Origin of the sequence: Rhodomicrobium lacus, from assembly GCF_003992725.1 — a bacterium.
GTDB lineage: Bacteria > Pseudomonadota > Alphaproteobacteria > Rhizobiales > Rhodomicrobiaceae > Rhodomicrobium > Rhodomicrobium lacus.
The window spans coordinates 1,387,492-1,413,808 of the sequence record NZ_RZNF01000012.1 but is presented as its reverse complement, the minus strand read 5'-3'; the positions used below and the strand labels follow the sequence as shown (position 1 = coordinate 1,413,808).

The following is a 26,317-nucleotide window of genomic DNA, read 5'->3' as shown; positions in this document are numbered from 1 at the left end:
GGCCAAAGCATGCAACCGCTTTCGCCTTTGGCGAAGCGGTTTATCATGCCGACATGAAATCCCTCCGCCTGCGCGGAGTTGGTGTATTGCTGTGCGACGCAGCGCGCCGATAGCAGTCAAGGATTGGCGGGGGCGTCAACCTGGATGCGCATCATCTCCGACGACATCCACGACAACATGACGGCCAGGGCATCGGTCGGCTGCATTCCCTCGCAGAGCGCGGCCTCGAATGCGTTCGTCAATTGAGACTGAAGCATATCCGAGACGTGCTCCGCGATCAGCGGTTGCGGATTTCCCGGGAAGAGGGAGTCCATATCCATCGGTCTCAGCTCGTTACGTAAGGGCATCATGCCTATCCTGTTGCTATCGTGTCGAAAGTAATCGTGACGATCATGACGTCACGCTTGCCAATGAGTGTGCCTGCGAAAGTCCTGATCACATTTCATCTCCGCCTCGACCAGTGCCTTTGCGAGTTCGCTTAGGCCGGCACCTTCGGCTTCGCGGGAGAGATACCGCAGAGCTGCCAGTATACCGTTGACATCCTGCTGTTTCTTTTCCGAAAAAAAGCCGTCTTCGACTGCGCTGCTAGGCAGCGAGCTGCATTTCAGTGTGTTCGCCATAATTGAGGACGTTCTCATAAATACCCGTTTTCTCCCGGACCTTCTGCAGGACCGCCCTCGATACTGTCAGCGAACCTGCTATTATTTTGTAGCCTTCTTCACTTCTCGCTACGTCTCCCAGCCACTCGACTTCCCAACCGTTACGCACGAAGATATTGCGGCAGTACGCCGGGTACATGACGCCGACGATGCGGTTTATGCCCTGCGCAAGTCCGAACTCCAGATACCCGATGATGAGTTCCTGAATGATCCGCTTGCGCTTCTCGGTCGGCATCTTCTCGTCCACGCAGAAACGGCTCCCCTCCCAGACTTCGGCTGCTTTCGGGATGGCGATGTTGCTGACGAGATGGGGAAAAACCTCCTGCAGCATGTACGGGCGATCCGTCGGATAAAGCCGCGACGACCCCCGCGCTCTTCCCGCCTCATCCCGCCAGACGAGATACCAGGCGGCCGGATTGTCATACTGGTCGTATTCCATGTTCCGGATCGTAGGCACCTTCCAGTGTTGCCGCTGCACGATGCATTCGTGCCTAAGCCGGTGCTGCTCGTAGATAGGATTTCCCGCAAACAGGTGACTTGTACTGATCGAAATGCAGTCAATCATCAGCGCCCTCGCTACGCGTGAACAACGAGGGGCATAATCGCGGAACGGCTGCCGCTTCGCAGCTAGCAACCTTGACAGGTTCCTACGGGAATCAGCCGAAGAAGGAGGGGAGAATCAGACCGTGACGAATGGCCTTGACGGTCGCAAGTGTGCGCTCGTTAGCATTTAACTTCTTGAAAACATTACTCATATGAAAACGAACGGTGGAGTGGGACACCCCCAGGATATCGGCGATGACGGAGTCGCTCTTTCCTTCCGCCGCCCAGGACATGATCTCCCTTTCGCGTTCGGTGAGATAAACCTCGCCGATATCCTCCGTCAACGGAGACTCGATTTTTTCCAGCTCCGTGAAGGCAAGATGAAATTGAAAGGCAAGCGCCTGCACCTTGTGGAGCAGCGCCCTGTCCGGGTTTATGCCGCCATGGCTGCTTGCAATACCGAAGCCAGCCAGTTCACCGTTCACACCGCAGATGGGCACGGCGATGCCGTCGCACAGGCGCGCTTCCTCCGCCTCGTTCATGACCTTTATCTGGTCCGTGTGCCACTTGCGTTGAGTAAGCACCGACGCCCAGGTAAACGGCCTGCTCGCGCAAACCCCGAATTGCGGAACGGGGTCTTTTTTCTCGTACTGATTGATCCGGTAATGATCCATCCAATCGTCCGGGTAATTGCAGACGATACCGTGTCCCGCGTTCAATCCCACGGATGGATGATTGGTGATAAGGCTGTAGCAATAGCGATCATAGCCGAAGACTGCGAGGGCTTTTCCAAAAAGCTCGGAAACCTCCTTGCTCGACTTCGACGCGTTGGCGTCCTCGATGAATCGCTCTATCGCAAACCTGTCCATAACCAAATGCGCGCCGAATGGAGGTGAGGTCAGTGCATGAATTTATCGTAACACGCACAAACTCACTAGTGTAGCCTAAACATCACGGCAACCGGGGCTAGGATTAATGCGTGAACGTTTGGTTATGGCTTGAGCTTCAGACCCTTTCCAATATTAAGTAGTTGATATTATTAAATGGATCGCCAAAGACATCGGATCTTGCACCCTCGGCTAGAGCTTTCAGATCAGGCCGGCTCCGAAATTGCAGTCCCGGTCTTGAGAACAACGCCAGGTAGCCGCGTAAATCCGCTGTGGCGGCCACATTACAGACGATCAATTTCCCGCCGCTGGCTAACTGATTATTAAGGACGCCGAGAAGGCGGCGCGCCCGCCTGTCGGACAGGAGCGTCAGAAGCAAGGGGCCATAAATCAGATCGAAACCGCCCTTCTCGCGAAACAAGTCTTCAATGTCACCTGACGAAGGCTGAATAATCGTGATTTGGCTCTGATATTTGCGGCTGAGGAATGCACAGACCGCCTCGTCCCGCTCCAACGCGGTGAACTCCATGCGACTGAGGTCGAGGGGGCCGTCTTCCAGTTCACGAAGATGTCCCGCGCCGAGCGCAAGAATTCGAGGGCTGGCGCGGCGGGTGCTTACATCCTCGATATACGCGCGCGTCAGCGTTTTCAGGAGACGCACCGAAAGCGCGAAAGTGCTCGTCGTAAGCTGGTCGAAGATCATTGCGGCGGGCTTCGGCGTTCCCAGCGGCAATAAGCCACCATTGAGAAAGTCGAGGGAGACCGCGTAGCCGCCGGACTTCGTTGATGCATAGCTTGTGAAAGGGTCTTCACGGCAATGCCGGTACATCCGGTGCGAACGCGTTATGAGGCGAAGGCGGCTTAGGCATTGCAGTCTTTTTGCAAGGTCGAAGACCTCGGAAAGCTCCCGCTCCAGAAGCTTGTACGCAGCGGGAACATCGCCTTCTTCGAGAAGATCCGCCGAATCATCGAGAATGCCCTGCGCCAGAAACAGCAAGCTGTCCGGCGTGAAAGTGGCCAGACGCTGCTTGCTTCCCTGTGCTGCTGGATCCGCCGCAAGGGACAGGTTTTTCCCGGTTCTTCGCATACAATCCCGCGCCTCGCCATGGGCGAGAAGCCGCCCGCTCCACAAGGTAAACTGGCATTCTAGGGAGGATGCCTCCAATTTGCAGGATGGAAATGCATCCTGCATTTTTCGAAAAGCCATTGACTTCGCCCAAACCGAGCGGCTTCCTCTCTAAGGCTGATAAAACTGTATACGAATGGCCATGGTCGATTCCTTCGAAACACTCATCGACCTGATTTATGAGGCTGCGGAAGACCCGCTGAAGTGGGAACGGGTTCTTGCTCACCTGACCGCCGCCGTCGGCGGTTCGGGCGCGGCTTTTCATGCGAGCGAGGCGGACAACTCCGGTTTTGGCTTCGGAATGAGCTGGCAGGTCGATCCCGAAGCGCAGCGGCAATACGCCGATTACTATCACTCGGTTAACCCTCTGGCCGCCCCCCTGGCCATGGTCCCGGCCGGCGTTGCCATCGCCGATCACGCTCTCGTTCCGCGCGAGGCTTACAAGAAAAGCGAATTCATCCACGATTACTCGCGCCGTTTCGACATACGCGGTTCGATCACGCTGCTTGCCGCCCGAAACGCACAGCGCCTGGCCTGCCTTGGCGTAATCCGGCCCTACCACTCCGAGACCTTCGAGCCCCCTGAGGTCGCGTTCGTGCAGCGGGCTGCGCCGCATCTGACGCGAGCGCTTGCGCTCAACAGACGCCTCGCGCAACTCGACGGCGAGCGGCGGACCTTCGAGGAGGCGTTGGAGAGATTGGGCCAGGCGGTGGCCGTCCTCTCCGAAGACCGCAAGATCTGCTACGAGAATGAGGCCGCGCAGCGGCTTTTCCGCCGTGGAGACGTCCTTCGCATTGTTCAGGGACGGCTGGCTGCGGTCAGTCCCCTGATCGACGCCCGTCTGGCTGAGGCCGCGCGCGCGGCGCTTGCCCTCACGCACAGGCGCGGCGATATAGTCCTCGTGCCGCAGGAAAGCGGGTTGCGCCCTCTCATCGTCAGAATCATGCCATTCGGGCAGACTTCCGATTTCCCGCTCGGGATCGGAACGCGTGCAATTGTACTGATCACGGATCCGGGCGCGCCTGTACACGATGCGGCGACCGACGTGATGACTTCATTCGGTCTTACGCCAGCCGAAAAGCGGCTGGTTCATGAGCTTCTCGCAGGGCGCACATTGCAGGAAGCTGCCGGCATCCTGAACATCACCCGCGCGACGAGCCGAAACAGGCTGTCGCACATCATGTCCAAGACCGGAACACACCGGCAGAGCGAGCTGCTCCAGCTCATTCTGCGCAGCACCATGACAACAACGGGCTGAGAGCCCCGGAAACGATGGCTCAGGCCGCCGTCTGCACGGGCTGGGCGGGTGGCGCATCGTCATAACGCTTCCAGATCGCCTTGTCGCCGAGCGATGCGACGAAGGCGGCGTGCGCGGCGGCTTCTTCAGCGGTAAGCCTCGGCGCCAGCGGCTTGAGCCGCACCTGCACCGCCGCTGCCTGGCCCGCGACGGCAACTTCCGCCGAGCGTGCGCCCAGATCGAGCCCCGCCTGCTCCGCTCCGATAAGCCGCAGATACACATCCGCCAGCAACTCGCTATCGAGCAGCGCGCCGTGCTTCGTGCGCGTGGAATTGTCGATGCCGTAGCGGCGGCAAAGCGCGTCGAGATTGTTCGGGCTTCCGGGGTGCTTGCGCCGGGCAAGCGCGAGCGTGTCTGTCACCCGCTCCATGGAGATCGGCGGTGGATAGCCAAGTTTCTGAAACTCGAAGTTCAGGAAGCCGACGTCGAATGCCGCGTTGTGGATGATGAGGCGCGCGCCTTCGAGCACGGCCAGCATTTCCGAAGCGAGCGAGGAAAAAAGCGGCTTGTCGGCAAGAAAGGCGTCCGTCAGCCCGTGGATCGCGGTCGCCTCTTTCGGCACCGGCCGTTCCGGGTTGAAGTACCAGTGCCAGAAAACGCCGGTCGGAATGTAATTGTGCAGTTCGACGCAGGCCAGTTCGATGATGCGGTGGCCGTCCTTTGGGTCGAGCCCTGTCGTCTCGGTGTCGAGAACAAGTTCGCGCATGCTCGCCTGATGGACCCCGTATTCGATGCGTCAGATGTCTTGAAGGGCGGCCCAGCGTTGATATGCCAGCGGGGGCCGCGTCACGATATCCTTCAAGATTGCATCGATTTGCTGTCGGCTGTCCTCGTGCCCGACTTCCGTATCCACAACGTAGTCGGCCAGGGCGCGCTTCTCGGCGTCGGGCATCTGCTTTGCGACGATGGCTTCGAGCTTTTCGACCGTCATGCCGGTGCGGGCGAGAAGCCGCTCGCGCTGTGCCTCGGCCGATGCGCTGACCACAATGACGGCGTCGAACAGATCGCCTGCGCCGGTCTCGAAAAGGAGCGGGATTTCAAGGATCGCAAGCGGCGTGCCCTTGTCCTGCTCGGCGCGCAGGAAGCGCCATTCCGCCGCGCGAACGAGCGGATGAACGATAGCTTCAAGCCGTTTCATCGCTTCGGGCGAGCCGAGAACGCGCGCGCCCAGCGCCGGTCGATCGACCACGCCGCCCGCGGTGGTGCCCGGAAAAGCAGCCTCGATCAGCGGCACGGCTGCGCCCGCGTAAAGCTCGTGCACAACGCGGTCCGCGTCGAGCACGGGGATACCGAGCCCGCGCAAATAGGCGGCGACCGTGCTCTTTCCCATGCCGATGGACCCTGTCAGCCCGATGACGATCATCCGCCTGCCTCCCGCGCCGCGATGGCATCGAGCACCGCCGCGCGAAGTTCGGGCGTCACGCGCGGCCGCGCGCCGAACCAGCGCTCGAAGCCCGGCGCGGCCTGATGCAACAGCATGCCGAGGCCATCCACCGCGACAAGCCCACGCGCGCGGGCCTGCGCCAGAAGCGGCGTTTCAAGCGGGGTATAGACGATGTCGTTCACGGTCGCGTCGGCGGCGACCGGCGACAGGTCGATGTCGAGCGGCGGCTGCCCCTTCATGCCAAGCGTCGACGTGTTGACGACGAAGCGCGCGCGGTCGAGCGCCACCGGAAGGTCGGCAAGCGCGAAGCTCGTTGCGGGCGGGAATTCGGCGGCGAGAGCGTCAGCCGTCGCCTTCGTGCGGTTGACGATGCGGATGTCGGCGAAGCCGCGCTGGATCAGCGCCCACACGATGGCGCGCGCCGCCCCGCCCGCGCCGATCACCACCGCCGCGCCCGGCTTGTCCCAACCGGGAGCCTGCTCGTCGAGATTGGCCAGAAAACCGAAGGCATCCGTGTTCGCGCCGTGAAGTTTTCCACCATCGAGCCACAAGGTATTCACAGCGCCGATGGCCACCGCCGCCGCATCGCGCCGTTCGGCGAGCCGGAAGGCTTCAAGCTTATGCGGCACGGTCACGTTGCCGCCGGCAAGCCCCGCCGCCGCGAAGCCCCGTACGAAATCGGCGAAATCCTTCGGCTCGATCGCCGCCTTGCCATATTCACCCTCGATCCCGTGCTCGCGCAGCCAGAACCCGTGGATCACGGGCGAAAGCGAATGGGAGATGGGCCAGCCGATGACACAGGCGCGTTTCATAACCGCCCCCTACTTCTTCAGCACCGAAATGCGCCGCAACTCATCGAGCACCGGGACGATCGGCATGCCGAGAATGGTGAAATAGTCGCCTTTCACTTCACTGAAGAGGTGAATGCCGAGACCCTCGATGTGATACGCGCCCACGGATGTCTGCACGCCCTCGCCCGCCGTCTCCATGTACCAGTCGAGGAAGTCGTCGGTGAAGTCGCGCATCGTGAGCGTGGCCGTATCGACGAATTGCGCGACATGTCCCCCATGCAGCAAGACTGCAGCCGAATGAAGCTGGTGCTGACGGCCGCGCAGTTTCAGGAGCTGGCCGCGCGCTTCCTCCTGACTCTTCGGTTTCTGCAGGATTTCGTTGCCGACCGCGAGCACCTGATCGGCGCCGATGACGATCGCTCCCGGTTCCGTCTCAAGCACGTTATCTGCCTTCAACCGCGCAAGCGCGAGCGCCACATCGGGCGGCGCGATGTTGCGTGCGAAGTGCTTGTGCTCTTCCGCCTCGTCGACCATCGACGGCTGCGTATGAAAGCGCAGCCCCGCGCTCGCAAGAATTGCCGCGCGCGCGGGGCTCGCGGACGCGAGGATGATTTCAGGATAATCCGATTGCATGCGCCGATTAGGTACCTTTTCGAGATCCAGCCAAAGCGAAGTGCTATTTTTCTAGCGACGGCTCCCCTCATAGATCGCGATGATCTGAGCGGCGGTTTCCTCAATCGATTTTCTCGTCACGTCGACGAAATGCCAGCCATTCTGCGAGCAAAGTCTCTTCGTGAACGCTATTTCGTTCTTTATAACGTCGGTGTCGACATAATCTTCAAAATTATTGCTGTTCAGCGCAAGCAATCTGTTGCGCCTGATCTCGGAGAGCCTTTCGGCGCTTGCGACAAGGCCGATGACGAACGCCGTCTTCAAGCTCGTCAGGTTCGGCGGCGGCGGGATGTTCGGCACGAGCGAGACGTTCGCCGTCTTGTAACCGCGGTTCGCCAGATAGATGCTTGTCGGCGTTTTCGACGTGCGGCTCGCCCCCACGAGCACGATGTCGGCCTTGTCGAGATCGTCCGTGCGCTGGCTGTCGTCGTGCGCGAGCGTATAGTTCATCGCCTCGATGCGGCGGAAATAATCGGCGTCGAGCGTGTGCTGCGCCGCGACGACCGCGTGAGCCGGCATTTTCAGATAGTCCTCGAATGCCTTCAAAACGGGGCGGAGCACGGCCACGCATGGCACGCCAAGCTCTTCGCAGCGCGTTTCCAGAAGCTCCGCGAGATTCGGGTTCGCGAGCGTGAACAGCACGATGCCGGGCGACGCCTCGATATGCTGCAACACGACGGCAAGTTGACGCGGGTTGCGCACGAGCGGGTGCATGTGCCGGTTCGGTTTCGCGCCCGGAAGGCGCACCACGGCCGCCTTCGCCATGGTCGTCAGCGTCTCTCCGGAAGCGTCGGAGACGAGATGCAGGTGGAAGTGCTTTGCGGTGGGGACAGCTGTCAATTCCGGGGATAAAGCGCCCTCTTCGGCGCTTCGCTCGGGCTTGGCATTTTCCGGGGCCATTGAGTCCTCCACGCCAATTAAAAAAGAACGCACAGCTCGTGACGCTCTGGAAAAAAAGCCCTTGGTTCTTACCCGGCCCGCGACCTGCGCTGAGTCTTCACAGGTTGTCCCCTACGTTATTCATTGCTGAGAGGGGCAAAGCAAGGCTAAAGAGCAGGGATGAAAGCCCCCGCAAGCGCGATTTTTCAACAAGAACTCGTCGCGACGCATCGGCAGGAGAACGTGCTCTCCAAACAAGGGGAAGAACGCGGCACAACGCGATGTTTCCGCAAGTTGCCTCCCCTATAAGAAACAACAGAACCTTAAGATGGAATCTTATTGATGAACATCGCCGCTGACACGCCGAAGACCGATCCGAAGTTCATTGCCGCTCTGAAGGGCACCGCCCACAAGGCACCGCCCATGTGGCTCATGCGGCAGGCGGGACGCTATCTCGCCGAGTATCGCGAAGTGCGCGCTCAGGCAGGTTCGTTCCTGAACCTCTGCTACAATCCCGAACTGGCGGCGGAAGTGACTCTCCAGCCGATCCGGCGTTTCGACTTCGATGCCGCGATCATCTTTTCAGACATCCTCGTCGTGCCGCACGCCCTCGGCCAGCATCTCGAATTTCGCGAGGGCGAAGGCCCGCATCTCGATCCCATCACGAGCCTCGCCGATCTTTCGAAGCTCTCCGTCGAGAAGGCGAAGTCCACGTTTTCCATCGTGTACGAAGCGATCGACCGCACCATCACGGGGCTTGGCGATCGGACCCCGCTGATCGGCTTCTGCGGCGCGCCGTGGACGGTGGCGAGCTACATGGTCGAAGGCCATGGGTCGAGCGACTACCGCGCGGCGAAGCTGCTCGCCTATCGCGAGCCGGAGACCTTCAAGGCCATCCTCGATCTTCTCGTTGAAGCATCGGCGACGTATCTCATCGGCCAGGTCAATGCGGGCGCTCGCGCTCTGCAGATTTTCGACAGCTGGGCGAGCGCGCTTGCCGACAACGACTTCGACGCCTTCGTGATCGAACCGACCGCCGAGATCGTGAAGCGCGTGAAGGCCGTGCATCCGAACGTGCCGGTCATCGGCTTCCCGCGCGGCGCCTCGCCGAAATACGCCGATTACGTGGCCCGCACCGGCGTCGATGCGCTCGGCTGCGACACGGCCGCGCCGCTTCCGACGATTGCCGCCCAGCAGGACAAGGTCACCGTGCAGGGTAACCTCGATCCGCTGTTGCTGCTTGCCGGCGGCGATGCTATGGACCGCCGGGTGAACGCGACGCTGGAGGCTCTGGCCGGCAAGCCTTACGTCTTCAACCTCGGTCACGGCATTCTTCCGGATACGCCCGTCGAGCATGTCGAACGTCTCATCCGCCAGGTGCGCGGCTGAGGCCGTCGCACTTGTTCGGACGATCCGAACGAATCGAGCTATAGCGAGATCTGAAGCGCCGGGCTTTGCGGCGCTTCGAAAACCGCCCGTGAACGGCCTGCCATGATCAGTCTCATGAATGACGCCTATCTTTACCTGAAGTCCTTTCACCTGATCGCGGCCTTCGCGTGGATGGCGGGCATGTTCTACCTGCCGAGGCTCTACGTCTATCACTCGCAGATCGGGGTCGGCACGCCGCAATCCGAAACCTTCAAGGTCATGGAACGACGGCTTCTGAAGGCGATCATGAACCCCGCGATGATCGTCACCGTGGGGCTCGGCCTGTGGATCGCCTTCGTCACGGACTATATCGACTGGCGGCATGCGCCTTGGCTGCATGCAAAGATCGCGCTGGTGATCGGCCTGCTCGTCATCCATGGTTTCCTCGCCAAATGGCGCAAGGATTTCGAGGCCGACCGCATCCCGCACAGCACGCGCTTCTTCAGGATCATAAACGAAATTCCGACGTTGCTTCTGGTCGGGATCGTCCTGCTCGTCATCGTGAAGCCTTTCTAGGGGTGCTTTTGATCCCGACATTTGCTCGCAAGCGTGCTGAACGAATGCAAATGGCGGAAACGGGCCCGTCGAGGCCGTTCCGATCTGATTGAATCGCAATAAGATCGGTAAAGCGGTCTCTTCTTGAAGGTCAGAGGCGGATTCAACAAACTTGATCGGATCCGGCTCCACGTCTTCTTCTCACGGGAAAAAATGAGACGGGGCTTTTTCCCGTCTTTGCGAAGGGCGCAAACGCTGCTATATTGGCGCTTGTCGTTAAGCGTCCGACATTTGCCGTTCAAAGATCGGTCACCCCGATCCCGCATTTGAGTGAAGCAGCCGCGATCTGCCCTCCAGACAAGACAAGCGGCTCAGCGAACGTCCTCTCCTCCCCGGTTCGCGGGCTCCACTGTCCGCTCCAACTCATGCTCCCCCAAAAAAGTCGTCGACCATCATGCAAGAAATGAAGCTTCAAGACCTCAAAGTTAAATCCCCTACGGAACTTCTTGCGGTCGCCGAGGAATTCGCAGTCGAGAATGCGAGCGCGCTCCGCAAACAGGAGCTGATGTTTGCGATTCTCAAACAGCTCGCGGCGCGCGACATCGAGATCACGGGCGTCGGCGTTGTGGAGACCTTGCAGGACGGGTTCGGCTTCCTCCGGTCGCCGGATTCGAATTATCTTCCAGGACCGGACGACATTTATGTCAGCCCCAGCCAGATCCGCCGTTTCGGCCTGCGCACGGGCGACACGGTCGAAGGCCAGATCCGCGGGCCCAAAGAGGGCGAGCGCTATTTCGCGCTGCTCAAGGTCAACAAGATCAACTTCGACGACCCGGAGAAGATCCGCCACAAGGTCCACTTCGACAATCTGACGCCGCTCTATCCAAACAGCTGGCTGAAGATGGAAACCGACACACCGCAGTCGAAGGATCTGAGCCCGCGCGTCATCGACATCGTGGCGCCGCTCGGCAAGGGTCAGCGCGGCCTGATCGTGGCACCGCCCCGTACCGGCAAGACCGTCCTGCTCCAGAACATTGCGCATTCGATCACGGCGAACCATCCCGAGTGCTATCTCATCGTTCTTCTCATTGACGAACGCCCCGAAGAAGTGACCGATATGCAGCGCTCGGTGCGCGGCGAGGTCATCAGCTCCACCTTCGACGAACCGGCATCGCGACACGTGCAGGTGGCCGAAATGGTCATCGAGAAGGCCAAGCGCCTCGTGGAGCACAAGCTGGACGTCGTCATTCTGCTCGATTCCATCACGCGTCTCGGCCGCGCCTACAACACGGTGGTGCCGTCCTCCGGCAAGGTGCTCACCGGCGGCGTGGACGCGAACGCGCTGCAACGCCCGAAGCGCTTCTTCGGCGCGGCACGCAATATCGAGGAGGGCGGCTCGCTCACCATCATTGCGACGGCGCTGGTCGAGACCGGCAGCCGCATGGACGAAGTGATCTTTGAAGAATTCAAGGGCACCGGCAACTCCGAACTCGTGCTCGACCGCAAGGTGGCCGACAAGCGCGTGTTCCCGGCGATGGACATCGCGAAGTCCGGCACCCGCAAGGAAGAACTGCTCGTTCCGCAGGCCCAGCTTCGCAAGATGTATGTACTGCGCCGCATCCTGAACCCGATGGGACCGATGGACGGCATCGAATTCCTGCTCGACAAGCTGCGCCAGACGAAGTCAAACGGCGATTTCTTCGATTCGATGAATACGTAAAGCGCCGGGCGGCTTGCCTGCTGCCGCTTGCGTCAAACCATATCGCGATCGCAAAAGGGCCGGAGTTTCCGGCCCTTTTGCTGCACGGGAGAAGCTTTGAAAGCAGAGGGGGCAGGCATGATCGTTTACAAGGCGATGACGAACGACGACCACGCCGCGATCATGGCGCTTCTCGATGCCATGCCCGGCGTTAAGGTGCGCGATGCGGATTCGTTCGAGGGGTTCGCGCGTTACCTCAGGCGCAACCCCGGCCTGAGCTTCGCGGCGGAAGAGGATGGCGCGTTCGTCGGCTGCGTTTTCGGCGGCCACGATGGGCGGCGCGGCTATCTCTATCATCTCGCCGTCGCGCCGACGCACCGCAGGCGCGGCATTGCATCCGCCCTCGTGCGCAACGCGTTGGACGCGCTGGCAGCGGAAGGCATCGGCAAGGTTCACATCGATCTCCTGGCTGACAACGCCGATGGCCTCGCCTTCTGGCAGGCGGCGGGCTGGTTCGAGCGCCCCGAACTCGTGCGGCTGTCGTTCCTGCCGACCGGCAACCCGCAGGGGTGAAAGCGGCCGATGCGCCGCTTCAGATGGAACGCGAGGCCGACCCGCCTACCTCGCGGAAAAAAGCGGGTGGGGATCGTCGTCCAGCGGCGCCTTCTTCAGCGTCTCGCGAAATGGGCTCGCCGGATAGGTGCCGAGCACCACAAGCTCGGTCGAGTAGAACGCCAGTTCTTCCAGTGCGAGCCTGAGCGAGCGATCCTCCGGGTGGCCTTCAACGTCGGCATAGAACATCGTGGCGCTGAAGCTGCCTTCCGGCTGATAGGATTCGAGCTTCGTCATGTTCACGCCGTTCGTCGCGAAACCGCCGAGCGCCTTGTAGAGCGCGGCGGGCACGTTGCGGACACGGAAGATGAAAGTCGTCAGCGTGGGCCCGTTGCCGGACGCCGGCATCACCGCTTCGTCGGCAAGGGCGAGAAAGCGCGTTGTATTATGCGCCGCGTCCTCGATGTCGCTCTTCAGGATGCGCAGGCCGTAGATCTCGGCGGCGAGCTTGGAGGCGATGGCGGCCTTGGTCGGGTCGCCTTCCTCAGCCACCATGCGCGCGGCCCCGGCGGTGTCGGCCTCGGGAACGGGGCGCAGGCCGAGCCGTTGGATTGTGTTGCGGCACTGGCCGAGCGCCTGCGTATGGCTGTGAACCGTCTTCAGCGTGGCCAGATCCACGCCGGGCAGCGCCATGAGCTGGTGATAGATGCGCTCGAAATGCTCTCCGACGATATGCACGCCCGAATGCGGCAGGAGGTAATGCACGTCGGCGACGCGGCCAGCGACCGAATTCTCTACCGGAATCAGCGCATAGCGCACTTCGCGGTGCTTAACGGCAAGCAGCGCTTCCTCGAAGGTGGCGCAGGGAAAGGGTTCGAGCGACGCGTCGTAATTGATGCAGGCGATATGCGAATTCGCGCCGGGTTCGCCCTGATAGGCGATCTTCGCGGGCGTGGCCGTCGCGGCCGTTGCAATTGATGTCATCACTCTAACCTGTTTCGCCGGAGCGGCGCGCGCCTTCACCTTGCGAGGATATCGCGCGCTTTTTCAAGATCGGTTCGGTGTCCACCCCGAGACACGCGGTGTCAACCGCAGAAATTGGAATGGGCCGGGAACCGTCGGCTGTTGGCGGCGCGCGTCGCCTTGACCCGCAGGTCGCTTCGGTTGGGGCGTTAACCGCTCGTTAACGAAGGTTAACGCCCGTTAACTTTCGCCGCTTCATCAATGGGAGAGGATTTTCGAGAGGAAGAGCTGCGCGCGCTCGGAGCGCGGACTGCCGAAAAACTCTTCCGTGGGCACGTCTTCGACGATGGCGCCCCTGTCCATGAAGATAACCCGATTCGCCACCTTTCGCGCAAATCCCATTTCGTGCGTGACGACCATCATCGTCATGCCCTCGCGGGCAAGTTCGACCATCACGTCGAGCACCTCGCTAACCATTTCCGGGTCGAGCGCGGAGGTGGGCTCGTCGAAAAGCATGGCGATCGGGTCCATGGCGAGCGCGCGGGCGATGGCGACGCGTTGCTGCTGTCCGCCCGAAAGCTGGCCCGGATATTTCGGCGCCTGATCGGCGAGGCCGACGCGCTGGAGCAGCTTCCGCGCCTTTGCCTCCGCTTCGTCCTTGCCGCGCTTCAGCACCTTGCGTTGCGCGAGCGTGAGGTTTTCCATGATGGTGAGATGCGGGAAAAGCTCGAAGTTCTGGAACACCATGCCGATATGCGAGCGAAGCTTCGGCAGGTTGGTCTTCGGGTCGTTCACCTTCTGACCGTTGACGAGGATGTCGCCCTGCTGAAACGGTTCGAGCGCATTCACGCATTTGATGAGCGTGGACTTGCCTGAGCCGGACGGCCCGCACACGACCACCACCTCGCCTTTTTGAACCGATGTCGTGCAGGTGTCGAGCACCTGAAATTCCGGCGTATACCATTTGCTGACGCCGATCATCTGGATGACGGGCGCGCCAGGGGACTGTGTCGCGGCCGAAGTCGGCGTTGTCGTTGCCGTGGTCATGAGTGGAAGCCCTACCGAATGATTGCCGTGTGCGCCTGCAAGCGTCGGACCGCCTGCGAGGCCGCGAAGGAAATGAGGAAATAGACGAGCGCGGCGAAAATATACATTTCCGTAAGGCGTCCGTCGCGCTGGCCGATCTTGCCCGCGATGCCTAGGAAGTCGTTCAGAGACAGCACGTAAACGAGCGAGGTGTCCTGAAAAAGGACGATGGTCTGCGTCAGCAGCACCGGGAGCATGTTGCGGAATGCCTGCGGCAGCACGATGCGCCGCATCACCTGCGAATAAGTGAGGCCCAGCGCGTAGCCCGCCGCGACCTGTCCTTTCGGCAGGGACTGGATCCCCGCGCGCATGATCTCCGAGAAGAAGACCGCTTCGAACAGGCTGAAGGTGATCAGCGCGGTGAGAAACGGATCGATGGGGATCGGACGCGGCGAGCCGACGATCTTTTGCGCGATGAATGGCACGAGGAAGAAGAACCAGAAGATCACGAGCAGCAGCGGCAGCGACCGCACGAAATTCACATACGCGCCCGCGATCTGCGGCAGCGGCCATACGCCCGACAGGCGCATCAGCGCGAGCACGGTGCCAAAGAGAGTGCCGAAAATCGCCGCGAGAATCGTCAGCTTAAGCGTGAAGACCATCCCCTGAAGGAAGAGGTAGGGCAGCGCGTCGATGACGACCTGAAAATCGAAGTTCGAGAACATCGCCGCCTCACTTCGCAACAAGCATGCCGGGAACGGCGACGCCGCGCTCGATCCGCCGCATGACCGTTGTCACCAGGATGTTAAGCACAAGGTAGATCAGCGTTGCCGCCGTAAAGGCCTGAAAAGTCTGAAACGTGTAGCTGTCCATGTTGCGAGCGCTTTGCGTCAGTTCCGCCACGCCGATGGTCAACGCGACCGACGAATTCTTGATGAGGTTCAGAAGCTCCGACGTCAGCGGTGGAAACACGATGCGATAGGCCATCGGCAGCAGCACGTTGGTGTAGCTCTGCCGCGTCGTCAGGCCGAGCGCGGTTGCCGCCATTTTCTGGCCGCGCGGCATGGACGTGATCGCCGCCGAAAGCTGAACCGCGACGCGGGCCGATGTGAAGAGGCCCAACCCCACGGCGGCTGTGTAGAAATTCGCGTGAGGAATCTGCTTCATCCACATGCCGATATCGCGCGGCAGAAGCTCGGGCAGCACGAAGTACCAGAGGAAGAGCTGGACGAGCAGCGGGATGTTGCGAAAGAACTCGACATAGCCTCCGCTCAAGCGCCTTACCAGCGGAGAGGGAAGCGTGCGGCAAACACCGACGATGGATCCCATCACGAAGGCAACCAGCGCCGCGATTATTGAAATTTCGAGGGTCAACTGAAGGCCGAGCAGGAGGGTATAGGCATAGGTGCCCGTTCCCTCCGCAGACTCCTGCCAGAAGATGCTGAACCAATCGACGATCTTGTCCACGGCCCCGTCTCCGCGCTGCGAATAAGAAGCGAGGCGCCGGAGCGCCTCGCGATGCGATTAACGAATGTACGCGTCAGGATCGGCCGCATCGAGCGGGGCCTCGAACTGCTTTGCGAGCGCGGGCGACAGCGGCAGATTGAGGTTGATGTTCTTCGGCTGAATCGGGCTCTGGAACCACTTCTTGTAAAGTTCCGGGCCTTCGGTCTTGTAGATCTCAGCCGTTGCGGCATCGACAACCTTCTTGAACGGCTCGTCGCCCTTCGGCAACATGATGCCGTAAGGCTCGGCCTTGGAGAACGAGTCCGTGGAAATCACATACAGGCTCGGATCCTTCGAGTTGGCGGCAAGGCCCGCGAGCAGGATGTCGTCCATCACGAAGGCGACCGCGCGATCGGTCTCGACGTTCAGGAACGCTTCCGCATGATCCTTCGCCGCAAGGATCGTCAGCCCGAGATTATCCGCCTGATTGCGTTCGTTGAGCTGCTTGATGTTGGTCGTGCCCGCCGTGGAAACGACCGTCTTGCCCTTCAGATCGGCAATCGAGTTGATGTTGCTGGCCTTCTTGGTGACGTATTTGCTTTCCGAGAGGTAATGCGAGTTGGTGTAGGAAACCTGCTTCTGGCGCTCGGCGTTGTTGGTTGTCGAGCCGCATTCGAGGTCTACCGTGCCGTTGGCGATCAGCGGGATGCGCGTCGAGGACGTAACCGCGACGTAGTTCGTCTTGATGGTGTCGTCCTTCAGCTCTTTCTTCACCGCATCGACGACCTTTTCGCAGATGTCCATCGCGAAGCCGACGGGCTTGTTTTCAGCGCCAAGATACGAGAACGGGATCGACGTTTCGCGATAACCGATGGTGATGGTGCCGGTGTCCTTGATCTTTTTCAGTGTACCCGTCAGATCTTGCGCCTGAGCGAGCCCCGGCATTGCAAACAAGGCAAGTCCGAGTACCCAGCGGGAAAGGGCCATGAATGCAAACTCCTTTGTTGGTTGGTTCGGCGGATTAGAGCGCATTGTCAGGATAGGCAAAAAGCCAGCGCGAGTGGCATTATATGTTTCATCTGCTCACAGTAAATCTGCATGTGAAACGGGCAAGCCTCATCTGTGCTCAATTTTACGCCATTTGCATAAGCGCGCGTCTCCGTGACGCACACCCTCGCGGCAGGCATTCGGTCTTTGCACTCACGCATTCGTTGCCGAGAACTTCGGTTGCACGCCAGAGTTTCCCCCTGATGCGCTCTATGGAGGCGCATTGGGAGAAAGCACATGCCCCGTCAGAACACGTGGTCGCAGCATGTGACCGAAACGAGCGACGCGTTGAGTCTTGAGCCCGATGTGTTCACGCTCGACGATCCGAAGAAAATCGCCGCCTCGCTGAAGGCATCGGCGGAAAGGAGCGAGCGCCGCAAGGCGCCTCCGTTCCGCTCCGCCATGTCGATGCTTACCTTCTACATCAACCGCGCGGGCCGCACACTTCCCGACGAACGAAGGCATGTGCTCGAACGCGCGAAGGACGAGCTTCGCAAGCTCTACGGGAAAGCCCCGCGCGAATGAGCGTCGGCACACCTGCACCCTTGCATTCCGATCGAGCGCTTAATCGGTATTGCGAAGCCTTGAAAGCTATCCCACCCATCGTCCATATTCTTCAAGGAATAGCAGGCATCTCCATTCCCTCGATCCGGCCGGTCTGTTGCGTCTCATGCGCAGTCCGAGCATTCGATGTCAGGAACGCACTTCATGACAAAAAAGGAATTCACGACCTGGATGTGGTTCGAGGCGCTCGACCGCCTTTCCCGCGCCCAGCGTCTTCACCAGCAGTTCTTTCAGGTTCATCATCAGGCGGGGCAACCGGCCTGGGAGCCGCCGGTCGACGTTCTCGAAACGAAGACCGAGGTGCTGATCCTGTGCGCGTTGCCGGGCGTCGATCCCGAAACCGTGGATGCAGTGATCGAGGGCGGCATGCTTACCGTCTCGGGCAAACGCTCGCTGCCGGAAGAACTGCGCACGGCTCTCATCCATCAGCTTGAGTTGCCGCAAGGACGTTTCGCGCGGCGCATTCCGCTACCGCCAGCGCATTACGTTTCTGTCCAGCGGCAGGCCGCCAACGGTTGCCTGCTCATCACCCTCGAAAAGAAATCTCTCTGACAAGGAAGCGGCACAATGGATCAATCCAACACCGGTCCGTCGCCGGAGGCCGAAACGCAGCCCGGCGAAACCGTGGCAGACGCCAACGAAGGCTCGAACTCGCTCCTGATCCTTCCGATCCGGGAGACGACGATATTTCCGGGCACGCTCTTTCCCATCTCCATCGGCCGGCCGATTTCCATCGCGGCGGTTCAGCAGGCGATGCGCGAGGAAAAGCAGATCGGCATCCTCATGCAGCGCGACAGCGCGAACGCCGAGCCCCACGGCAACGACATGCACCGCGTCGGCACGGTCGCGAACATTGCGCGCTACGTCACCGCGCCGGACGGCACCCATCACGTCATCGTGCAGGGCGTCGAGCGGTTCCGCGTGCTCGACTTCCCGCAGGAACGCCCCGTGCTCGTCGCGAATGTGCAGCGCATCGTCGAGCCATCGGAGGATGGAGCGGAGATCGAAGCGCGCATGATGGTACTGCGCCAGAAGGCGGTCGAAGCCCTGGAGCTTCTGCCGCAGGTGCCGACGGAACTCGTCAACGCGATGCAGAACGCGACGTCGGGCTCGATGCTGGCCGACCTCGTGACGGCGTATATGGACATCCCGAGCGAGCAGAAGCAGGAAATCCTCGAAACCATCGACCTGCCCATCCGCATGGACAAGGTTTCGCGGCTTCTGTCCGAGCGCATCGAGGTGCTGCGCCTCACGCAGGAAATCGGACGTCAGACGAAAGCGGTGTTCGACGAGCGCCAGCGCGAGGCCGTCCTGCGCGAGCAGATGGCCGCGATCCAGCGCCAGCTTGGCGAGGGCGACGGCAAGGCCGATGAAATCGCGGAACTCTCCGCAGCCATCGCCAAGGCGCAGATGCCGTCCGAGGTCGAGACGCAGGCGAAGAAGGAACTGCGCCGCTACGAGCGTTTGCCCGAGCAGGCTGCCGAAGCGGGCATGATCCGCACCTACCTCGACACGCTCACGGAACTGCCATGGGCGCTGCCGGATGAAAAGCCGATCGACATCGGTCAGGCGCGCAAGATCCTCGAAGACGAGCATTTCGGCCTCGACAAGATCAAGCAGCGCATCATCGAATATCTCGCCGTCCGCAAGCTCGCGCCGCAGGGCAAGGCACCGATTCTGTGCTTTGTCGGGCCGCCCGGCGTCGGCAAGACCTCGCTCGGCCAGTCCATAGCCCGCGCGATGGAGCGCCCCTTCGTGCGCGTCAGCCTCGGCGGTGTGCATGATGAGGCGGAAATCCGCGGCCATCGGCGTACCTATATCGGGTCGCTTCCCGGCAACATCATTCAGGGCATCAAGAAGGCAGGCCAGCGCAACGCCGTCATGATGCTGGACGAGATCGACAAGATGGGGCGCGGCATTCAGGGCGATCCGTTCGCGGCGATGCTCGAAGTGCTCGACCCCGAGCAGAACAATACGTTCCGCGACGCCTATCTCGGCGTGCCGTTCGACCTGTCGCGCGTGACCTTCATCGCGACCGCGAACATGCTGGACACGATCCCGGGCCCGCTTCTCGACCGCATGGAAATCATCCAGCTTTCGGGCTACACGGCGAAAGAGAAGCTCGAAATCGCGAAGCGCTATCTCGTGGTGCGCCAGCTTGAAGCGAACGGCCTCACCGCCGAGCAGGCGGCCATCGATGACGACGCCTTGACGGGCATCATCGAGGATTACACGCGCGAGGCCGGTGTGCGCTCGCTCGAACGCGAAATCGGCAAGGTGTTCCGCAACGTCGCGGTGCGCATTGCAGAAGCGCCCGGCGAAAAGGTCCAGATCCACCCGGGCGACCTCGTGGCCATCCTCGGCCAGCCGCGTTTCGAGAATGAAGTGGCGATGCGCACCAGCGTTCCGGGCGTGGCGACGGGTCTCGCCTGGACGCCGGTCGGTGGCGATATCCTCTTCATCGAGGCGACACGCGCACCGGGCAAGGGGGTGCTGATCCTCACCGGCCAACTCGGCGACGTTATGCGCGAAAGCGCTCAGGCCGCGCTTAGCCTCGTGAAGAACCGGGCGGCGTCGCTCGGACTCGATCCGACCGTTTTCGAGAAGAGCGACATCCATATTCACGTTCCTGCGGGTGCGACACCGAAGGATGGCCCGAGCGCGGGCGTGGCCATGTTCACCGCGCTCTATTCGCTGCTTTCGGGGCGCACGGTGCGCAGCGACACGGCGATGACGGGCGAGATCAGCTTGCGCGGCCTTGTGCTGCCGGTCGGCGGCATTAAGGAAAAGGTGACTGCGGCAGCCCGTGCCGGGTTGACGCGTGTTATGTTGCCCGCGCGCAATCGCCGCGATTACGACGACATCCCGGAAGAGACGCGCAAGAGCCTGGATTTCATCTGGCTCGAACGGGTGGACGATGTTATCGCGGCCGCGCTCGAAAGCGAGCCTCAACCCGAAGCTCCGGCCTCGGTGCATTGATTTCAAGGCTGCCCGCGAAGTCTCGGCGCGGCGCGCTCACAGGCGCGCAACGCCGGGTTCATCGGCAGGGGCTGGACGGGCGGCCAACAGCCCGGCTGGATCGATCAGGACGGACGAGGAAATTTCTCGACGTTCTCTTCCGTGAACTCCTTGTCGAGTTCGGCTTCGAGATCGAGCAGATCCTGCGGAGGCGTGTAACCGAAGGCGCGAGCCTGGTTCAGTTTTTCCTTCAACTGGATGTAGAAGCCGAAGCGGTCTTCCGGCGCGTCCGCAACCGTTTGCAGGAGAAGATCGAGTTCAGCTTTCAGCGCTTCGAAGGCCATGTCATTCTCCCATGAAACTGATCGCGGTTTTATGCGATGATGCAGTAAAATATCCTGAAAAGCATCAACAATTGCCCGAGCGGCGGCGCTTTGGCGCCGGGTCATTTGTTAACAAGAGGGGTCGGGGGGCCTAACCGTCAGCGAACGAAGAGGTCTTGAATGCTGGATGCGCCGAAAGAAACGAGCGCCTGCGACACGATACCGGAGAGCGAGCAATCCCCGTTCTATATCGCCTCGGCAGGCGCTCCATCGCGGCCGCGCTGCATTCTGAAGCAAAACGATTGCTTCGCGGTGATGGACAATTACGGCGACATCGGTTGCGCCAGCGATGAAGCCAGCGGCCTTTATTCGCACGACACGCGCCACCTGTCGAAGCTGTCGGTATGCGTCAACGGCGAGATGCCGCTTCTGCTCGGCTCGACCATGCGCGACGACAATCTGAACATGCGCGCGGACCTGACCAACCCCGACATCCATGTCGACGGCGAAGGGATCGGGCTTCTCAAGGACACCGTGCATATCAAGCGCACGATCTATCTTCACAATGGCGGCCTGGCGCAACGCAACGCGTTCGTCAATCATGGCGCGGAGCCGGTCTCGCTCGACCTTCTGTTTCATTTCGACGCCGATTTCGCCGACCTGTTCGAGGTGCGCGGTATGCGGCGTCCCGCGCGCGGCTCCCTCAAGAAGAAAGTCGTCGGCAAGGACAAGGTCACGCTTCATTACACCGGCCTCGACGGAAAGGTGCGCGAGACGACGCTTACCTTCCAGCCCGCTCCGGTCGAACTGACCGAGACGACGGCGCGTTTCAAGATTACGCTCGCGCCGCGCGAGACCGAGCGCCTCTATGTGGCGATCAAATGCGATGGCGAAGGGCAGCCCGCCGCCGATTCGTTCCTTTGGGGCCTGTTTCACGCGCGCCGCGATCTGGTGGGCAAGCCGCACGAGATTGCCAGCGTCACCACATCGAATGCCGTGGCGAACGAAATCATCTGCCGGTCGCTCGCCGACCTGCGCATGCTGATGACGAAGACCTCGGACGGCAAATATCCCTATGCGGGCATTCCGTGGTATTCCACCACATTCGGGCGCGACGGCCTCATCACCGCGATGCAGCTTCTGTGGTTCGACCCCTCCGTGGCGCGCGGCGTGCTGAAACGGCTCGCTCGTTTTCAGGCCACCACCTTCGACGACGCGGCGGATGCGCAGCCCGGCAAGATCCTGCACGAGATGCGCGGTGGTGAAATGGCCGCGCTCGGCGAGGTGCCCTTTGGTCTCTATTATGGCAGCGTCGATTCAACGCCGCTTTTTGTCCTGCTCGCGGGGCTTTACGTCGAACGTACGGGTGACCTCGCATTTCTGCGCGAGATCTGGCCGAATGTGATCGCGGCGCTCGATTGGATCGAGGGGCCGGGCGATGCGGACGGCGACGGCTTCGTCGAATACGCGCGCGCCAATCAGAACGGGCTCGTCAACCAGGGCTGGAAGGATTCGCACGACGCGGTGTTCCATGCCGACGGCTCGCTTGCGGACGGGCCGATCGCTCTGGTGGAGGTGCAGGGTTACGTTTACGCGGCGCTGAAGGCGGCGGCGGATTGCGCGAAGCTTCTCGGTGAAATCGAGCGCGCGGATACGCTGATCGCGAAGGCGGAGCTTCTTCGCCTCAAGTTCGAGGCCGCTTTCTGGTGCGATGACATGGGCACATACGCGCTGGCGCTCGACGGAAAGAAGCAGCCCTGTCGCGTTCGCACGAGCAATGCCGCGCATGCCATGGCAACCGGCATCATGATGCAGGAACGGGCGCGGCATGTGGCGAATGACCTGTTGCGGCCGCGTTTCAACTCGGGCTGGGGTATTCGTACCGTCGCTTCAGGCGAGGCGCGCTACAATCCGATGTCCTATCACAATGGTTCGATCTGGCCGCACGACAACGCCATCATCGCCATCGGCCTCGCCCGCTACGGGCTGACGCAAGGCATCGGCCCGATCTTCGACGGGCTGCTCCAGGCGGCGTCCTATATGGATCAGCGGCGGTTGCCGGAGCTGTTTTGCGGTTTTCCGCGTCGGCGGAGCCGGGGCCCGACGCTTTATCCTGTCGCGTGTTCGCCACAGGCTTGGGCGAGCGGCGCGGTGTTCCATTTGCTTCAGGCGGTACTCGGGCTGCATTACAGCTTGCCAAACCGCACAATCACATTGCGAAACCCGGCGGTGCCGATATCGCTCGGCGAAATCACGATTCGCAACATGAGGCTCGGCGATGCGTCGATCAGCTTCACGGTGCGGCCGGAGCCAAGCGGAACGGTCTCCGTCGGAGTGCTGGAACGGTCAGGGAAGATCAATATCGCCGTTCTTCTCGATGAGGGCGACAGCGCCGCCGCGTGAGTGCGGCGGGCAAAATGATGTGGCGGTCGCTCATGCACGCGATGAGCGACCTCGCGCCGGATTTTCGGCTGTTGTGTGCGCCGCGGTCCGCGGAAAGCGCGGCAATCACGAAAGCAGGAGCCGGATCGGGCGGCCGGTAATCGCCGGTTTGCTGCTTTCGACGGTCTCAATTCAGAAAAGCGACTGTCCCTTGGCGAGGTCTGAAGACTCGCCGTCGCTGCTTAAACGCAACGGATACAAATTCTGGAGCTCTGCATCGTTCGCCGTGCGAACCTGAGTATCGGTAGAATGTTCGATCTTGCTGATGTTTAGCGAAGCCAGAGGTTGGCGGGGTCGAGATCGAATTCTTCCTTGATGAAGGCGAAGATGGAAGAGAGGCCGTCAAAGAGAATATTCATGATGTGCTCCGTTTTGCTTCAGAGATGCAGGTCTTGCATCGATGAGAGGCTTTATAGGAACAAATCGTCACTTTTTTATTAACAAAGAATACACCAAGTCATGTGTAGAACGTGTTCAGGTTTTTTTGGTGGCAATTTCATTGTTTGAAAAGGCGCGAAAAGCATCGGAATATTGCGAGGTGTTCCACGGGGCGTTGCGTAGTTGCAACGGTTTGCGCGATCATGAAAAAAGAAGGGCGGAGACATTACCCCCGCCCTTCCTCGATCAGGATTTTTCCGGTCTGAGAAAGGCGGGACCACCGAACATCCCGCCTCAAATCCGTCAGATCACGGCATGCATCACGAGATGCGGATTGCCGTGCCCGTCGATCGTACGGACTTCTTCCTCGCTCAGGACTTCGTGCGCGTCCTTGCCGATGAGCTTCGCCGCCGCGCGCGCGATATGCGCCCAGGTCGAGTAGTTGGCGAACAGGAGGCCCGCCGCGTCGAGCGTGCCGCCGCGATTGACGTAGCCCAGCACGCGCAGGTGCTTCGGGCCGCCGTCGATGCGCCGAAGCACGCCGATGATGGGCTCAGGCCGCGTATGCGTGACGACGACGCGCGGCAGTCGCGCCGGGAACAGCGCTTCCAGTTCCGCATCGGACAGCACGAACTTGCCTTCGACGTGGTCGCGCGGCTCGCGCAGGCGGCCCGGCTCGACGACGATCGTAATCGCCACCTTGACGCCCTTCGCTTCGAGCCGCTTTCCGGCCTTGATGGCCTCAACCAGCTGATAAGAGCCAAGCGCGATCAACTGAACGTCCGCTGACGCGAGATCGCCCGAGTACGTCGCCGCGCCCTTCTCATAAAGCTTTACCGCGAGTTCCGGCGAAACGAGCGACGGCACCGGGCGCTTTGATACGACGAGCGTGCCGATGGTGCCATGGTCGCGATAGATCGTGCGCAAAGCCTCGACGGCGGTATTCGCGTCCACCGGGAACAGCACGCGCGACGTGTCCGACATTTCGCCGAGCAGCGCCTCGGCGAGCGTTGGATCCTGGTGAGACTGTTCGTTCTTGCCGTTTTCCCACGCATGCGACGTGGCGATGACCGGCACGCCGATCCAGCCCGGCTTCTTGCCGATATGCTTCTGGTGCCGCGCGAAGATGATGTCCTGGCGGAGCGCGCCGAGCATCTTGACTGCGAAGGCTTCGTAGCTGACCGAGAGATTGAGGCCGCCCTTGTTGCCGAGCGCCGCGCCGATCACGGCCTCTTCGTTAAGCGCCGTGATGATCGCGCCTTCGGTCGATTCCGGCACGCCCTCTTCCGGCACGTTCACACGGTGCTTCAGATGCGCGAGCGTCTGGCTCATCTGGTTCGAGCCGAGTTCGTCGGGGTTGCCGACGCGTGGGCGAAGGTTCGGGTTCGCCTTCACGAGATCGACGAAGAAGCGGTCGACAGCCGCCATCGGCGAGACGTCGCCACCGACCTCGGACCACACGGGTTCGGGGAAAGTCGGCGTTGCCACATTGCGCGCAGCAATCGGATGGTCGCCTTCCTTCGGGCGGTGCTGCTCGGCATGGACGTTGAACGCCGCGATGGACTCTTCGAGTTCTGCCGGCGGCACGAACAGAGCTGCCGCGCCCTCGTTGAACTCCGCGCGTGCGGCTTCGTCGTGGCGCGGATTGCCGATGAGCGGCGTTCCGTGCGCGCGATTCGTGCCGGCACCGGGGAAGCCGTAGCCCTTGATGGTGCGCGCGACCGTGTAAGGCAGACGGATCGGATAATCGCGCTTGCCCGCGAGCGTCAGCGCGCCGCGACCTTCGAGCTTGAACTCCGAAATGAGGATCGCCCAGGCGAAAGCGGCCGGGTCGGTTCCGTCGATATCGATCGGGTCGAAATTGTTGATGCGCAGATGGTCGTTCAGCCATTCGGTGCCGCCCTGCTGCTCGATCTCGCTGCGTTCCTCGATGCGGCGGCCGTTCAGGATCATGATCGGCGAAACGAGCCCGCTGTCGCCCGGACGCCACCAGCGCGGGGACCATTCGCTGCCGCGCTGTTCCTCGAAAGCGCCGTCGGAGAGGATCGCGACGAGCTTCTCGCCCTTCAGCGGCATGTGGACATATTCCACTTCCGCGAAACCGAGATAGCCGCCTTCCATCGTCGCGCCCGCCGTGTTCGGGTTTGCGTGGCTGCCGAGCGGAACGCCGGGCGAGCCGTCCGGTGCGATGGCGTAGGAGTAGAAGTCGCGCACGAGATTTTGCAGGCCCGCCGCGTCGCGCGTGTAGCGGTCTTTCTGCTGCGGCGTCTGATTATCGAGCAGAAGGTTCACGGATTCGATGGCGGCGACGGTGTGTCCCTGCCCCATGACCCATGAGCGCGTTTCGCCGGTCAGGGCATTCGCGAGGAAATAGCCGACATAGGCGGGCGCGACGTTGAGCGAGCCGCCGGTGTGGCCTTCCGGCGCGTGCTTGAAGTCCTCGGGAGCGAGGGGCCGGCCTTCGAGGTCGACGCGGGTCGCGTAGGTCATGTGAACGACGATCCACATCGCGGCGCTTGTCAGGCGGTCGGCCGCGATGAGCTTATGCAGGATCTCGTCGAGGTTCTTCGCCTTGCCCGCCTTGATCAGCGTCTCGGCCAGCCCGTAAATGCGTACCTGGGTAACGTCCTGGTGCTTGACGACACCATAGCCTTCGGCCCACTTCCGGAACAGCGGGTTCTGGCCGCGCAAGGCTGCAGCCAGCTCCGACACGTCGAGAGACGTGTGATTCGCAAGCTCGTATTCCGATTCAGACATG

General features: G+C 61.3%; 25 protein-coding genes. 9 read left to right on the top strand and 16 right to left on the bottom strand.

The window, feature by feature from the left end; all coding sequences use genetic code 11:
- Positions 1 to 116: 116 nt before the first annotated feature.
- The 4 genes from EK416_RS15855 to EK416_RS15840 all read right to left on the bottom strand — a co-directional run bounded on the left by EK416_RS15855 (position 117) and on the right by EK416_RS15840 (position 3,296).
- Positions 117 to 314, bottom strand: coding sequence for a hypothetical protein (locus tag EK416_RS15855; RefSeq protein WP_127079189.1), 198 nt, complete (start codon positions 312 to 314; stop codon positions 117 to 119).
- Between the two features lie 271 nt (positions 315 to 585).
- On the bottom strand, positions 586 to 1,224 hold the full coding sequence (locus EK416_RS15850; protein WP_127079187.1) for an acyl-homoserine-lactone synthase: 639 nt from the start codon (positions 1,222 to 1,224) through the stop codon (positions 586 to 588).
- 91 nt (positions 1,225 to 1,315) lie between these two features.
- Positions 1,316 to 2,071, bottom strand: coding sequence for a helix-turn-helix transcriptional regulator (locus EK416_RS15845; RefSeq protein WP_127079185.1), 756 nt, complete (start codon positions 2,069 to 2,071; stop codon positions 1,316 to 1,318).
- A gap of 136 nt (positions 2,072 to 2,207) precedes the next feature.
- Positions 2,208 to 3,296 carry a class I SAM-dependent methyltransferase gene (locus EK416_RS15840; RefSeq protein WP_127079183.1) on the bottom strand — a complete coding sequence of 363 codons (1,089 nt, stop codon included), beginning with the start codon at positions 3,294 to 3,296 and terminating at the stop codon, positions 2,208 to 2,210.
- A 61-nt stretch (positions 3,297 to 3,357) separates the two neighbouring features.
- Here EK416_RS15840 and EK416_RS15835 point away from each other — a divergent pair, with 61 nt between their 5' ends.
- On the top strand, positions 3,358 to 4,473 hold the full coding sequence (locus EK416_RS15835; RefSeq protein WP_127079181.1) for a helix-turn-helix transcriptional regulator: 1,116 nt from the start codon (positions 3,358 to 3,360) through the stop codon (positions 4,471 to 4,473).
- Positions 4,474 to 4,492: 19 nt separating this feature from the next.
- Here the strand turns inward: EK416_RS15835 and dnaQ are convergent, their stop codons facing one another.
- From dnaQ to EK416_RS15810, 5 genes are read right to left on the bottom strand one after another with little or no spacing between them, the layout of a single operon-like run.
- On the bottom strand, positions 4,493 to 5,218 hold the full coding sequence (gene dnaQ, locus EK416_RS15830) for a DNA polymerase III subunit epsilon (RefSeq protein WP_127079179.1): 726 nt from the start codon (positions 5,216 to 5,218) through the stop codon (positions 4,493 to 4,495).
- Between the two features lie 30 nt (positions 5,219 to 5,248).
- The gene (gene coaE, locus EK416_RS15825; protein ID WP_127079177.1) at positions 5,249 to 5,875 is read right to left on the bottom strand and encodes a dephospho-CoA kinase; all 627 of its coding nucleotides are present in this window, start codon (positions 5,873 to 5,875) and stop codon (positions 5,249 to 5,251) included.
- Positions 5,872 to 6,708 carry a shikimate dehydrogenase gene (locus EK416_RS15820; protein WP_127079175.1) on the bottom strand — a complete coding sequence of 279 codons (837 nt, stop codon included), beginning with the start codon at positions 6,706 to 6,708 and terminating at the stop codon, positions 5,872 to 5,874. The genes coaE and EK416_RS15820 overlap by 4 nt, the downstream gene beginning before the upstream one ends.
- A gap of 9 nt (positions 6,709 to 6,717) precedes the next feature.
- Entirely contained in the window at positions 6,718 to 7,320 is a 603-nt protein-coding gene (locus tag EK416_RS15815) for a Maf family protein (RefSeq protein ID WP_127079173.1), read from the bottom strand.
- Positions 7,321 to 7,371: 51 nt separating this feature from the next.
- Positions 7,372 to 8,259, bottom strand: coding sequence for a pyruvate, water dikinase regulatory protein (locus EK416_RS15810; RefSeq protein ID WP_127079171.1), 888 nt, complete (start codon positions 8,257 to 8,259; stop codon positions 7,372 to 7,374).
- Between the two features lie 321 nt (positions 8,260 to 8,580).
- Here EK416_RS15810 and hemE point away from each other — a divergent pair, with 321 nt between their 5' ends.
- From hemE to EK416_RS15790, 4 genes are all read left to right on the top strand, one after another.
- Entirely contained in the window at positions 8,581 to 9,627 is a 1,047-nt protein-coding gene (gene hemE, locus EK416_RS15805) for a uroporphyrinogen decarboxylase (protein ID WP_127079169.1), read from the top strand.
- A gap of 102 nt (positions 9,628 to 9,729) precedes the next feature.
- Entirely contained in the window at positions 9,730 to 10,182 is a 453-nt protein-coding gene (gene hemJ / locus EK416_RS15800) for a protoporphyrinogen oxidase HemJ (protein WP_127079167.1), read from the top strand.
- A gap of 433 nt (positions 10,183 to 10,615) precedes the next feature.
- Positions 10,616 to 11,881: a transcription termination factor Rho gene (gene rho, locus EK416_RS15795; protein ID WP_127079165.1), complete on the top strand. Its 1,266-nt coding sequence runs from the start codon at positions 10,616 to 10,618 to the stop codon at positions 11,879 to 11,881.
- Between the two features lie 117 nt (positions 11,882 to 11,998).
- The gene (locus EK416_RS15790) at positions 11,999 to 12,433 is read left to right on the top strand and encodes a GNAT family N-acetyltransferase (RefSeq protein WP_127079163.1); all 435 of its coding nucleotides are present in this window, start codon (positions 11,999 to 12,001) and stop codon (positions 12,431 to 12,433) included.
- 45 nt (positions 12,434 to 12,478) lie between these two features.
- Here EK416_RS15790 and EK416_RS15785 read toward each other — a convergent pair whose 3' ends face one another.
- The 5 genes from EK416_RS15785 to EK416_RS15765 form a co-directional block, all read right to left on the bottom strand.
- Positions 12,479 to 13,396 (bottom strand): prephenate dehydratase, encoded by a 918-nt coding sequence (locus EK416_RS15785; RefSeq protein WP_127079161.1) that lies wholly within the window; start codon positions 13,394 to 13,396, stop codon positions 12,479 to 12,481.
- A gap of 237 nt (positions 13,397 to 13,633) precedes the next feature.
- A complete protein-coding gene (locus tag EK416_RS15780; protein ID WP_425376128.1) occupies positions 13,634 to 14,356 on the bottom strand; it encodes an amino acid ABC transporter ATP-binding protein in 723 nt (240 codons plus the stop codon).
- A 77-nt stretch (positions 14,357 to 14,433) separates the two neighbouring features.
- Positions 14,434 to 15,126 (bottom strand): amino acid ABC transporter permease, encoded by a 693-nt coding sequence (locus EK416_RS15775; RefSeq protein WP_127079158.1) that lies wholly within the window; start codon positions 15,124 to 15,126, stop codon positions 14,434 to 14,436.
- Between the two features lie 7 nt (positions 15,127 to 15,133).
- On the bottom strand, positions 15,134 to 15,868 hold the full coding sequence (locus EK416_RS15770) for an amino acid ABC transporter permease (protein ID WP_127079156.1): 735 nt from the start codon (positions 15,866 to 15,868) through the stop codon (positions 15,134 to 15,136).
- Between the two features lie 57 nt (positions 15,869 to 15,925).
- Positions 15,926 to 16,834, bottom strand: coding sequence for an amino acid ABC transporter substrate-binding protein (locus tag EK416_RS15765; protein ID WP_127079154.1), 909 nt, complete (start codon positions 16,832 to 16,834; stop codon positions 15,926 to 15,928).
- 297 nt (positions 16,835 to 17,131) lie between these two features.
- On the opposite strand from EK416_RS15765, the gene EK416_RS15760 reads away from it, so the two are divergent.
- The 3 genes from EK416_RS15760 to lon all read left to right on the top strand — a co-directional run bounded on the left by EK416_RS15760 (position 17,132) and on the right by lon (position 20,437).
- Positions 17,132 to 17,419: a DUF3175 domain-containing protein gene (locus tag EK416_RS15760; RefSeq protein ID WP_127079152.1), complete on the top strand. Its 288-nt coding sequence runs from the start codon at positions 17,132 to 17,134 to the stop codon at positions 17,417 to 17,419.
- A 183-nt stretch (positions 17,420 to 17,602) separates the two neighbouring features.
- Entirely contained in the window at positions 17,603 to 18,010 is a 408-nt protein-coding gene (locus EK416_RS15755) for an Hsp20/alpha crystallin family protein (RefSeq protein WP_127079150.1), read from the top strand.
- Positions 18,011 to 18,025: 15 nt separating this feature from the next.
- Positions 18,026 to 20,437 carry an endopeptidase La gene (gene lon, locus EK416_RS15750; protein ID WP_127079148.1) on the top strand — a complete coding sequence of 804 codons (2,412 nt, stop codon included), beginning with the start codon at positions 18,026 to 18,028 and terminating at the stop codon, positions 20,435 to 20,437.
- Positions 20,438 to 20,541: 104 nt separating this feature from the next.
- On the opposite strand, the gene EK416_RS15745 is transcribed toward lon, so the two are convergent.
- Positions 20,542 to 20,760 carry a hypothetical protein gene (locus EK416_RS15745; protein WP_127079146.1) on the bottom strand — a complete coding sequence of 73 codons (219 nt, stop codon included), beginning with the start codon at positions 20,758 to 20,760 and terminating at the stop codon, positions 20,542 to 20,544.
- A 159-nt stretch (positions 20,761 to 20,919) separates the two neighbouring features.
- Here EK416_RS15745 and EK416_RS15740 point away from each other — a divergent pair, with 159 nt between their 5' ends.
- Positions 20,920 to 23,142: an amylo-alpha-1,6-glucosidase gene (locus EK416_RS15740; protein WP_127079144.1), complete on the top strand. Its 2,223-nt coding sequence runs from the start codon at positions 20,920 to 20,922 to the stop codon at positions 23,140 to 23,142.
- 720 nt (positions 23,143 to 23,862) lie between these two features.
- On the opposite strand, the gene EK416_RS15735 is transcribed toward EK416_RS15740, so the two are convergent.
- Positions 23,863 to 26,316, bottom strand: a complete 2,454-nt coding sequence (locus EK416_RS15735) for a phosphoketolase family protein (protein WP_245434078.1) — start codon at positions 26,314 to 26,316, stop codon at positions 23,863 to 23,865.
- Position 26,317 lies beyond the last annotated feature (1 nt).

Bases quoted from the DNA above. Each gene is read 5' to 3' on its own strand.
- EK416_RS15855 (WP_127079189.1), bottom strand. From the start codon at position 314: ATGGACTCCCTCTTCCCGGGAAATCCGCAACCGCTGATCGCGGAGCAC.
- EK416_RS15850 (WP_127079187.1), bottom strand. From the start codon at position 1,224: ATGATTGACTGCATTTCGATCAGTACAAGTCACCTGTTTGCGGGAAAT.
- EK416_RS15845 (WP_127079185.1), bottom strand. From the start codon at position 2,071: ATGGACAGGTTTGCGATAGAGCGATTCATCGAGGACGCCAACGCGTCG.
- EK416_RS15840 (WP_127079183.1), bottom strand. From the start codon at position 3,296: ATGGCTTTTCGAAAAATGCAGGATGCATTTCCATCCTGCAAATTGGAG.
- EK416_RS15835 (WP_127079181.1), top strand. From the start codon at position 3,358: ATGGTCGATTCCTTCGAAACACTCATCGACCTGATTTATGAGGCTGCG.
- dnaQ (WP_127079179.1), bottom strand. From the start codon at position 5,218: ATGCGCGAACTTGTTCTCGACACCGAGACGACAGGGCTCGACCCAAAG.
- coaE (WP_127079177.1), bottom strand. From the start codon at position 5,875: ATGATCGTCATCGGGCTGACAGGGTCCATCGGCATGGGAAAGAGCACG.
- EK416_RS15820 (WP_127079175.1), bottom strand. From the start codon at position 6,708: ATGAAACGCGCCTGTGTCATCGGCTGGCCCATCTCCCATTCGCTTTCG.
- EK416_RS15815 (WP_127079173.1), bottom strand. From the start codon at position 7,320: ATGCAATCGGATTATCCTGAAATCATCCTCGCGTCCGCGAGCCCCGCG.
- EK416_RS15810 (WP_127079171.1), bottom strand. From the start codon at position 8,259: ATGGCCCCGGAAAATGCCAAGCCCGAGCGAAGCGCCGAAGAGGGCGCT.
- hemE (WP_127079169.1), top strand. From the start codon at position 8,581: ATGAACATCGCCGCTGACACGCCGAAGACCGATCCGAAGTTCATTGCC.
- hemJ (WP_127079167.1), top strand. From the start codon at position 9,730: ATGATCAGTCTCATGAATGACGCCTATCTTTACCTGAAGTCCTTTCAC.
- rho (WP_127079165.1), top strand. From the start codon at position 10,616: ATGCAAGAAATGAAGCTTCAAGACCTCAAAGTTAAATCCCCTACGGAA.
- EK416_RS15790 (WP_127079163.1), top strand. From the start codon at position 11,999: ATGATCGTTTACAAGGCGATGACGAACGACGACCACGCCGCGATCATG.
- EK416_RS15785 (WP_127079161.1), bottom strand. From the start codon at position 13,396: ATGACATCAATTGCAACGGCCGCGACGGCCACGCCCGCGAAGATCGCC.
- EK416_RS15780 (WP_425376128.1), bottom strand. From the start codon at position 14,356: ATGATCGGCGTCAGCAAATGGTATACGCCGGAATTTCAGGTGCTCGAC.
- EK416_RS15775 (WP_127079158.1), bottom strand. From the start codon at position 15,126: ATGTTCTCGAACTTCGATTTTCAGGTCGTCATCGACGCGCTGCCCTAC.
- EK416_RS15765 (WP_127079154.1), bottom strand. From the start codon at position 16,834: ATGGCCCTTTCCCGCTGGGTACTCGGACTTGCCTTGTTTGCAATGCCG.
- EK416_RS15760 (WP_127079152.1), top strand. From the start codon at position 17,132: ATGCCCCGTCAGAACACGTGGTCGCAGCATGTGACCGAAACGAGCGAC.
- EK416_RS15755 (WP_127079150.1), top strand. From the start codon at position 17,603: ATGACAAAAAAGGAATTCACGACCTGGATGTGGTTCGAGGCGCTCGAC.
- lon (WP_127079148.1), top strand. From the start codon at position 18,026: ATGGATCAATCCAACACCGGTCCGTCGCCGGAGGCCGAAACGCAGCCC.
- EK416_RS15745 (WP_127079146.1), bottom strand. From the start codon at position 20,760: ATGGCCTTCGAAGCGCTGAAAGCTGAACTCGATCTTCTCCTGCAAACG.
- EK416_RS15740 (WP_127079144.1), top strand. From the start codon at position 20,920: ATGCTGGATGCGCCGAAAGAAACGAGCGCCTGCGACACGATACCGGAG.
- EK416_RS15735 (WP_245434078.1), bottom strand. From the start codon at position 26,316: ATGTCTGAATCGGAATACGAGCTTGCGAATCACACGTCTCTCGACGTG.